The 9,726-nt window shown below is 41.3% G+C and carries 9 protein-coding genes; 1 reads left to right on the top strand and 8 read right to left on the bottom strand.

Annotated elements, in window-relative coordinates; translation table 11 throughout:
• Both KSO91_RS14250 and KSO91_RS14245 read right to left on the bottom strand, forming a co-directional pair.
• On the bottom strand, positions 1-814 hold an 814-nt coding region (locus tag KSO91_RS14250; RefSeq protein ID WP_238743702.1), incomplete at its 3' end, for an ATP-grasp domain-containing protein.
• Positions 811-1,014, bottom strand: a complete 204-nt coding sequence (locus tag KSO91_RS14245; protein ID WP_238743701.1) for a hypothetical protein — start codon at positions 1,012-1,014, stop codon at positions 811-813. The genes KSO91_RS14245 and KSO91_RS14250, both read right to left, overlap by 4 nt.
• Positions 1,015-1,678: 664 nt before the next feature.
• On the opposite strand from KSO91_RS14245, the gene KSO91_RS14240 reads away from it, so the two are divergent.
• Positions 1,679-2,137 carry a hypothetical protein gene (locus KSO91_RS14240; RefSeq protein ID WP_238743700.1) on the top strand — a complete coding sequence of 153 codons (459 nt, stop codon included), beginning with the start codon at positions 1,679-1,681 and terminating at the stop codon, positions 2,135-2,137.
• Between the two features lie 125 nt (positions 2,138-2,262).
• Here the strand turns inward: KSO91_RS14240 and KSO91_RS14235 are convergent, their stop codons facing one another.
• The 6 genes from KSO91_RS14235 to KSO91_RS14205 are packed head-to-tail and all read right to left on the bottom strand — an operon-like array spanning position 2,263 to position 9,288.
• Positions 2,263-6,651, bottom strand: coding sequence for a pilus assembly protein (locus tag KSO91_RS14235; RefSeq protein WP_238743699.1), 4,389 nt, complete (start codon positions 6,649-6,651; stop codon positions 2,263-2,265).
• 18 nt (positions 6,652-6,669) lie between these two features.
• Entirely contained in the window at positions 6,670-7,056 is a 387-nt protein-coding gene (locus tag KSO91_RS14230) for a type IV pilin protein (protein WP_275114004.1), read from the bottom strand.
• A gap of 7 nt (positions 7,057-7,063) precedes the next feature.
• A complete protein-coding gene (locus tag KSO91_RS14220; protein WP_238743698.1) occupies positions 7,064-7,540 on the bottom strand; it encodes a pilus assembly PilX family protein in 477 nt (158 codons plus the stop codon).
• A gap of 10 nt (positions 7,541-7,550) precedes the next feature.
• The gene (locus KSO91_RS14215; RefSeq protein ID WP_238743697.1) at positions 7,551-8,315 is read right to left on the bottom strand and encodes a PilW family protein; all 765 of its coding nucleotides are present in this window, start codon (positions 8,313-8,315) and stop codon (positions 7,551-7,553) included.
• A complete protein-coding gene (gene pilV, locus KSO91_RS14210) occupies positions 8,303-8,776 on the bottom strand; it encodes a type IV pilus modification protein PilV (protein ID WP_238743696.1) in 474 nt (157 codons plus the stop codon). The genes KSO91_RS14215 and pilV overlap by 13 nt, the downstream gene beginning before the upstream one ends.
• Positions 8,770-9,288, bottom strand: coding sequence for a GspH/FimT family pseudopilin (locus tag KSO91_RS14205; RefSeq protein ID WP_238743695.1), 519 nt, complete (start codon positions 9,286-9,288; stop codon positions 8,770-8,772). The genes pilV and KSO91_RS14205 overlap by 7 nt, the downstream gene beginning before the upstream one ends.
• Between the last annotated feature and the right edge of the window lie 438 nt (positions 9,289-9,726).

The raw sequence follows: 9,726 nt of genomic DNA, 5'->3' as shown, positions 1-9,726 counted from the left end.
CTATTGCACCAAAATTTAGATTCAAACGTTTCAGAAGTTTGAAACAGAACTGCTCTATTAATTCTGGCAACTGAATGTGAGTATATTCAACTTGCTCACGTTCCACAGTGCGCCAATCTTCTTCAATACCTATTCCTTTAGATGTTATCTTTACCGCACATAACATATTTCCAATGATAGTAACTCGTAGGTCTATTTTAGGTGAGATGTACTCTTGAACAGTAAAAGGAGAGGCAGCTGAATTACTGTCTGTAAGCTCACTAACATTTTTAACTGTTGAATATGTAAACAAGCAATCTTCAGCATCTCTGAGTAAAATAGTATCCAAAGATTTTATTATTACTTGTTTATCAAAGGTATGAAATCTACTCGCATTATTACCTATTAGTGTTTTTGGTATATCAAAACCCATTTCCTTTGCCACACATAATTGGTAAGCTTTAGTTTCAGCTAGGTATGTTGCTTCAAGCGGGTTTAACCAACGAGCGTTATTAAAAATTGTTAAACTTCTTAAAAATCCCATCCACTGACTACGTATTAACTGTTCATCAACAGTAAGTGAATAACTGGGAGTGTTTCTTAAAAAAATGGGCTGGCGATAATAAATAGATTTTGTTTCAGATGTTACTTCATAATTTATTCCTTCAGCTATTATTTCAAGTGATTTATTCTCTATATCTATAGTTAAACGGTAATTTGAAAAATCCTCTTTATTAAGTCGAAAATAACTAACTCCACGTTTTTCTAATTCCTGTACAACAAGGTCTGTCGAGAAATCATATATGCTTGATACAACTAGAATATCTACTTTCATTCCCCTTTTTGATCCTCGCCTGTTTCTTGGTCACATTTTTTTGATACTAAGGCACCATATTTTGAACCCGGTGATACTAATGGTTCACTTTCAGAAATCCAATATCCTTTAGCGGTATCGAAGTAAGAACCTTGTGGCATTTCTGGTGAAGATGAATATGGCTTTCTTTTGGCGTGTTCAATCAAAATATGTTGCGACATAATGTTTTAATTCCTTTTTCCGATTGCACATAACAGATTAATTTAACAAATAAGATAATAATTTCAGGCCCCCCTGCATTACTAATATTTAATATCATAAAGTAATTATCATGACTCATCTTGAACTTTTGTCACAATATATTGAGCGGTCTCACCATAGATTCATTTTATAGTTACTTATGAAATATCCTCATCCCCCTCAACTCCCGTCTTGAGTAAGCCACATATTATGTAATTGACCACTGCCATTTTTAATGCATATATTACATATACAAAATTAACAATGCAGCTGTAAATATGTTGGGGAGGAATCATAAGAGATATCTGGATACTAGCTTTGAAATTGAGGGGTAATGCAGGTGATTGGAGCGATAACATAAAATAAAAAACAGTATGAAGATAGTTTTCCTTAAAGTCCCTTTTGAGTACCCCTCAAAAACACAGCACCCCTATAGCACCCCTTGGGGCTTAGAAAGGCATTTACAGCCTAAAAATCAGTCCAATCAAGCATCGGGGCAATGGAGAAGCGGTTTGATGGGTAAACACTGGCGCGGTCTGGGTTTGTCATTGGTTTTGCTCGTTTTTTATATGCTAGCTTTGCGTTGAATTATGTTCAATCTCGCTCTACAGTACGCCTTATGTACGCCTCGATGGAGTAGGACAAATGGCCTCATTTTCAATACAGACCCGCACACTCGCAAATAGTGAACTGCGTTTTAAAGCCAGCGTGGTGGTTAAAAAGAATGGCTCAATCATACACAGAGAAGCCAAGATTTTCAAAAAGAAAGAGCTCGCAATATCTTGGGGAAAAAACATAACCCAAGAGCTGCAAAAGTTTGCCGTTAATAAGCATAAAACCTGTTTGATTGGTGATCTGCTTGATAAGTTTATGAATGATCGCTTTCTTTGGGATAACACCGGGCGAACTAAGCAATATGTTATTAAGATGCTTAGTGATTGCGGCATTGCTAATATCCAAAGTAACTCACTGAGAACCAGTGACCTGATTGAGCATTGCAAAAACAGACTCGCTGCAGGGGCTAAACCACAAACGATTTACCATGATATTGCTTATTTACGCTCAATAATGAAAAAAAGTTTAATGAATAGAATGAAAAATTGACAGTTTTATTATGAATAGCTCTAAGAGTAATACCTACACTTTCCCCCCTGAAACAGAGAAATGAACAAAAAAGGCAACCTGCGTTACCCTTTTTGTCATCTATTCAAAAAACTAGCACAGCATATTTAGTAAAGCTGTCGCCAAGAAATACGTCCAAGTATAGGTGAACCATCATCATAAATATGCGTTTCACAACTGCCATCGTCGAAGCATGTAACCACATGCAGAACACCCTTCTCATCCAAGACAGCATTCACACCTACCGCTACCTTATCATCGTAGTTATCATTAGTGGTATCTTCAGAAGTATCTTTTGCTTCATCACCAGGTATAGTTGGATCAGCTTCTTTCCCTCCGCTGCCCAAGCTTGTTCCTGTGTTCAAATCTAGCGCCATATACCAGCTACCCCCTCCTGGTGTGCAGGAGGTCACATCATTATCCGGCAGTATGGTGGTAAAAAATATTTTATTTCCCACCAGCGCACTGTTCGTGGCTTGTCGCTCTCCTTCATTGTCCGTGTTGCTGCCAGCAGTCGTGGAATCACCCTTAGTATTAACCAAATCGAGGTAAAAACCATCGTCGTCATCCCAATCAAAAACATTAGCCGTTAAATGACGTTTATTATTCTCTTCTTTTAAGATCTGTTGCGCAACTAGATTACTATACTGAGTTGTGCTGGAATCTCTAACTCTAGTTATGTTACTAGTATTCAATTTATCTTTAATAACGTAAAAACTCTGCGTTGCTTGGTTCGTTGCACTGTCATCGCTTTTTTCAATATACTTGCCCGTACCAAATGCGACCAGCACATACGAGTTAGCAGCGACAACGGGGTCAATGACATAGGATAATTGTGGTTGCGTTGTAATAGGCTGAGATAAATAGTCTGTATCTGTTGCATTTCTAGTTGGGCTGGTTGCTTTAAATAACGGCTTGCCGTCAGTTTTTTTATTCTTCCATTCATTCAGATCTGTTTTATGTTTGATATCGAAGACCCACATATTGCCATACAGATCGCCAGCATAAATATAATCCGCTTTACCATCATTATTACTATGTAACACAGCGGGACTTGCCATCGCATTAGCGCGACCAGCAGGGTCATCAGCGACTGTCGTTCCAGTGGTGAGTTTCTTAATTAAGCTGCCATCAGTAAGATTAGCAATATAAATCGTTGCTTCGCCACTCGCTGAATTGTAACCATTGGCAAAAATAACACCGATCTCGCCATTATTAAGCTTCACAATCGTCGGCGCTGCTGCCGTAAAGCCTAAATCACTATAATCGGCTATATCAGGGGTAATTTCCCACTTAATCATGCTTGTGGCTGGCGTGGTCATATTAGATACATCGATTGCATAAAGCCCTTTCCCACCTAGGCCTAATGTACCGACCAGAGTGGTTTTTCCATTTTCATCTGTATAAGCTGTGATCCCCCCATCAACCGAGTATTGATGTGTATAAGTTGGGCTAACTAAATTAGCCAATTTGTCATAGACCCCACTGGGGATGTAAGCCATTAGTTCTTCGCCATCGTCCACGTTCAGAACATGCACCATGCCGTCATTGGCACCAAAAACCAGCACCTCTTTGTCTACAGGATGGCCATTACTTGCTGTAACCGAATAGGGGGCTGCATGCATAACATCGCCAAGCACAGAGTCACGTACACGCATCGGGTTATTCGAAGGTGGAGTCTCATTATCTCGATCACCACGAATATAATTAACCACTTCTTTCAAGTAGTTCAAGGGATCACTACCTGTATAACCACCTAAGAGCAGATCCAATTGATCTTGCGTATAGTCGTCTGTTCCAGCCGTTGTTGCATCCGGTTCTTTAAATACAAAGGTTGCGCCAGCAGCACTCTGGCGACTAAATATATTACGTGTTGTGTGACGATCTAGAACATCCAGCTTTTCGGCTGCGCTCCATTTGTAGCCAGAAGTCGGATCGAAGTTGTAGTTTCCGTCTGCAGTATAGGCCTTAACATCACCACTCCATCTAGCAGACTCAAAATAGCTGCGGTACTGCAATGTTCCTGCCGTCAGAATGAGGCTGTTGAATACCGCAGCAGATGCTGAGCCATTCGTTGCAAAAGCGCTAGCAAATGCTTGAGCTAACTGTGACTTTAATTCACCGGCATTAGTTACCGGGAAGTAGGTATCAGGCACGTTATCTCCATCGCTATCCCACTCTGCAGGAATATTGGGTTTGCCATCTTCATTAATACTGTCATCATCACTGTCCTTAAACCCCCCCCATTTAGCCGCGTACCAAAGCGGTGAAGGTAAGAAATTTGCAGCTACATTTACACTTGGGAAGAAGTTGCGTGTGGCAATAAATGGAAGATCGTCGTCATTTCCCGAAATATCACGATTTCGATAGTCAGATGTGTCCGGTGTATCTAAGTAATACTCTACATCGCCTCCATGTTGATCTTTTACCTCCAAATAGAGGCCATCGTTGGTTGTACCAGAAATAATATATCCTGCATGCTGATCAATACCTCCAGCCGCATAGGTAGAATTGAGTGATATTTCTACACCTTTTTTAGATGTTTCGCATGCTTTGGTAGGATCATTATCTTTGTATGCAAAACAGAGGGCTTTCACTTCATAGGTATATTTAACCACCATATCCATATCATGATCCGCGCCCTGCTCAACATCTTCGAAATTAATGCGAAACACTCCTCTGGTTGTAGATATCTCTTCAACATACCAGTCAACTATGGTATTGGTCGGCTGAAAAGCAGTTTTTGCAGAATTAACTCCGGAGCCACCAACAGACTTAGCAAAAGGCACTATTTTAATTTTTTCCCCATCAATATCAACCGTTACTTCAGGCAGGGCAGAGGCCATTGCAACGACCATAGTATTGATCACTTGCTTGCCTGTTTGAGTGCTAATATCTTCAGTCTTACCAAAATAAGCAACCCCTGCCGAGCTATAACTGCCCTCTTTGGTTGGCTCCGCCGGTGCTAATCCGCGAATATTTCCCAAACCTTTGATCTCTTTTGCAGTAGGAGCATTGTCTTTATTGCTGTCTGATTGACCGATAAAATATTCACCCGATGTTTTATCTTCGCCACCAGAAATAGTATTTAGCAGTGTGCTGAGATTAAAACCAGTTAATGTTGATCCACTGTAAGGTTTCGTAAATGTAACATTGGCGCCAGGTAACTGGTCGGAATCATAAGAGGGATTAATATCACTGATGACCAAATTAGTCGCATTTAAACATTTTCGAGATCCATTACCCGCTGCATAGGGGTCATCCCATGTTGCATTAGGCAGCCCTAGTCCATCATCATAGCCTCCTGATGTGTTATAAGTTGGGCTTGCGGAAGTCGTACCAGCGAAGTAGCGCAAACTTTCATAGAGCATTTCACCAATTGGATTTCCCCAAGAGGCACATTGACCATCACTGATAGGACCATCTGTCACCCAGCCACAGTTGGTCGCATAACCATGATCACTATATCGGAAACCGTGAACTTTCAGTTTATTAATAGTGGCGACTATGCCATTAATTGTGTTGTCATAAGTACCGTTATCATTGACTTCTGCAGAAAAGTTACTAATCGCTTTACGCAGCACACCGCCGGAAAGGTTTTTGTCATAGCTACCAGTTAACAAACCGAAGAGCATTTGATCATCATCACCATAGTCATGTAACAAACCGGTAGGTTTATAACTGTCGACTTCATTAACGGTATATTTTTTACAATTGCTTTCCAAGAAACCCGTAATACAAACTTTAACACGTACGACAAACTTATGGTCGGTGTCTACGGATCCCGCAAGGACAGGCCTTTCAGTTGACGCCCAACTCCATATCCCCTGCTCTCCTGATACACTAACATTTTCTCTCACACGTAATTCAGGCGGTTCATCTTCACTTGTGAATGTAGCCGTGCCAAAAAAATGCTGTTTGCCATCAGCTGGAATTGTATAAGGCGTATAATCGGCAATATCATAGTAAGCTATATCACTGTGTTTATAGGCTTTTCCCCAGCTATGAGCATCTTGAGGAACATAAACACGCTCTAATTTAGTGTTACCCGCATTATCTGTTGAACGATAGCCACCATAAAGTACCTTGCGTAGTACATCCATGCGCGTCATGGTTAAGTAGTTAAGGAAATTACCACTCCACGGTTGTGCGTTATTTAAACAGGCATCCGAATGATGATCTAATTCTTCTTTCGGTTTAAAAACGTCATTATTCCTATTGTATTCATAGCATTTCTTAGGATCGAAATAGCCATCATAACTGATAGAGGGTTTAAATCTTATATCTAGTACCCCATCACCATCAAGATCTGCCGCGTCGTTATACGCCTCATAATAAAGGGTATGATCGCGGCCCATTACCAGCATCATCATTGGCGTCGATACTTTTTCAGTAAAAAGAGGTTGTGTCGCCAAGTCTAAATCAGTAGCCAATGCGCCGGGTAATGAAAGCAACAAACCAGCTGCGGCAGTAAAATTTAATGTTAATTTAAACAAAATAGTCTTCCTTGTAGATTACCAACAGCCGCTGGTAGTAGGCGTTGTCTCATTTTGACTGTTAAGGGTTAAATCACCACAACTGTCTGTACTTTGCGACCCTGTTTTTGGCGAAGCCGTGACTGTAAATGTACTTGCCGCCATGCTGGTAAACGCCAATGAATAATAGTTGTCAAACTCCGAGTTAGTGCTAACAGCTGAACTCGCGTTTACATAAGTCAAATTCATCGCATAAAAATTTTCCATCTGCTGTGCGGCTTCAACCAAGGTTCTTTTAGCTTCCTCGCGACGGGCTTTTCTAACGCTGCCCATATAACTCGGATAAGCGACAGATGCCAAAATACCAACAATGACAATGGTAATCATTAACTCAATCAGGGTAAATCCCTGCTGTGTAACTCGCATTAGTTTATTACTCCAAAATTGCATAGTGGCTTTGTAAGAAGGTTTCTGCACCACCCGCCCCTGTCGCTGTAGCCGTTATCCTGAATATACGCCGACTATTAGAGCTATCAAGGCCCATATCTTCTATCATATACTTCGGCCCACCATGCAGTGAGATCCCACCGTTAGTTGCCTCAGCGGCACTGGCCCAATGTCCAGATGTCTTCCACCAGTCACTTGATACAAACGCAGCTTGTTTCACCCCGCTTAGCGCGTAAAGGGTAGGCAGGTCACTTTTGTTCTCCTCCACCACAGTTTCCCCCTCCTGAAGTCCTGACTCTGCATCGGCAAAGGTAACTATTTGATCATAATTGGAGCTGCTCACTTTTCTTTGCGTAATAACCTGCCGAGCAATGGAGATGCCTAAAACTGAGATCACCAGTACAATCACCAGTGAAGTTATCAATGCCGCGCCACGCTGTTGATTTCTATCTGTAAAATTCAAGCTAACCTCTCTAGTTTCTAATCAAGACAGTTTCAGTTACTACGTTTCTGAATTGGGTGTCATTAGCCGCGCTGATTGTCCGAGTAAATAAATCATAGGTTTTGCCATTTATCAGGTGATTACTGGTGACGTTTTGCGCCACTAAAAAACTCACTTTAACGCGATTAACTGCAGTCCAATCTGGAACATTATCAGCATCATAATATTGATAATTCGCGCCTGTTAATCCATATAACAGATGCAGATGTTCAATATTCTCACCCAAAACGTTTGCTGTTCCACCGTCAACTTGACATACCAACTGATCATGGTCATTCACAAATATAAACAGCGAAGTAGCATTGGTTGTATCAGTAACCGCAGTTCCATCACAGCTAAATATCCCATTGGCCGCCCCTAAAAAACGCAGCGCAAGAATATCCGAATCATCTTTAGCGTCAGTAACACCATTAGGATCGCTAGATACCTCATTCCATCCTTGTATACTTTGTCCTGCGAGCAAATTTTTGCCACCCAAAGTATCTACGGGCAGCGCAAAATTAGTTTGGAGTTGTGCAAAATCCCTAAATCCGGCCTGCTGTATATACAACCTTAACAGCTGCATCGACATTCGCCCTTTACTGACCAGCGCCAGTGAACCCCGCGTATTATCATAAGCACGCATATCTCCCAACACGGAATACATTAACCCCGCGAGCAGTGACAGCGACAGGGTCATCGCCACCATCAGTTCGACTAGGGTGAAACCTTTTTGTTTTGATTTTAACGCAGCCATACAGTTAAGCTCCCGCACTGGTAATTACCACTGTGTAGATCACAAACACCACTAGCGACCCCCGTTCTGGCAGCATCCCAAACAAGAGTAATTGTGACAAGGTTACCTGCAGTAGCAATTGAAAACTGGGGTAGTGGTAATTGTGCATTTAAATCATCATACCAGTCCTTTACCTCATATTTGGCAAACTCATCGCGACTGCAAGGAACAGTACTGCTACACTTGTTCGGAGTACCAATATTCAAATTTGTGGAATCAAACGCCGCTTCTGGGTTGACACGTATACGCTGCGACAAATCCAACAAGGCAAGATTTGCGATCTGTGCAAAGCCAGCACGCTGGCCAATATCCATCGATTTCACCTGCATTTTTGCATGTCCGAGTATACCCACCGCGATAATCAACATTGCGATAAGAATCTCCAGCAAGGTAAATCCCTTTTCTAAATTACGCACTAACACCCCCCTCCTACCGCAGACTCGATTGTTCCCGTCTGGCTAATTGTTATTTGCGAGCCGGACTGGTTTGTGGAGTGGCCGCAGAGTGTAAAGGTACCAATAGCACCCGACGTATGCCCAGTGGGGTTAAATTTAATTAGCTCTGTTGTATTGGTTATGCGTCTTATATCACCCCTCGTCTGATTGATAATAATCTCTCCTGGAGCATCTAAATCATCCCCCCTGTCTCTGTCTTCATAGACCAGCCAGCCAGTGCTGTTAGCCCAGGTAGAACAGGAAGATCCGTTTGATGTAGGACAAAGATAGACAGATATATTTTTACTTAAAGCCTGCTGCTGAGCGGTATTAAGTGCACTGATCAATAGATCTCTGGCGGTGCGCTGCTTATTCGAGTTAACAAGATTTGTAAATGAGGGCGCTACAATAGTTAACAGTATCATAACCATACTTATTGTAATCAGTAATTCAATCAGGGTAAATCCTCGAACTCTCCCTTTGAAAAGCGTTTCTTCCATAAAACTTCCTTTAGTACTCTAAGATTCGATTGAACTACTGCTTTTCACTATAAATAATCAATAAAACATGCAACTACAGTCACTGTATCATCTGCTTGATATCATTCAAGTAAGATCAAAGATTGTTCCGACACGGATCACGTAGGCCATTTATATAGCTTAATAGTGGCGTGATCTGCAGCTAAAAATCATCACTGGCGCTGTTTAAATTCATCTTTATCAGAAAAAGTTTAATTTTTAATTAAATCATTTTTTTTAGGCTGTGAATGAGAGCTGTTCGTCAGAATTTCTCAGAATATAAATTAAGTTACATGCTTATGTAGATGACTCAGGTTATTTTTTGTAAAAAGATTAAAACCACTACCACGCACACTTCATGCGACTGCGAAACTGCGTTTCGGTTCGCATTCATTAACAGAGGCGCTGCGCGCTACACAG

It is taken from the genome of Psychromonas antarctica (assembly GCF_022267535.1).
Lineage (GTDB): Bacteria > Pseudomonadota > Gammaproteobacteria > Enterobacterales > Psychromonadaceae > Psychromonas > Psychromonas antarctica.
This window is presented reverse-complemented; position numbering and strand designations above follow the sequence as displayed.

What these genes read in the sequence shown, in the direction of transcription:
- KSO91_RS14245 (WP_238743701.1), bottom strand. Translation starts at nt 1,014, where the DNA reads ATGTCGCAACATATTTTGATTGAACACGCCAAAAGAAAGCCATATTCA.
- KSO91_RS14240 (WP_238743700.1), top strand. Translation starts at nt 1,679, where the DNA reads ATGGCCTCATTTTCAATACAGACCCGCACACTCGCAAATAGTGAACTG.
- KSO91_RS14230 (WP_275114004.1), bottom strand. Translation starts at nt 7,056, where the DNA reads ATGCGAGTTACACAGCAGGGATTTACCCTGATTGAGTTAATGATTACC.
- KSO91_RS14215 (WP_238743697.1), bottom strand. Translation starts at nt 8,315, where the DNA reads ATGGCTGCGTTAAAATCAAAACAAAAAGGTTTCACCCTAGTCGAACTG.
- KSO91_RS14205 (WP_238743695.1), bottom strand. Translation starts at nt 9,288, where the DNA reads ATGGAAGAAACGCTTTTCAAAGGGAGAGTTCGAGGATTTACCCTGATT.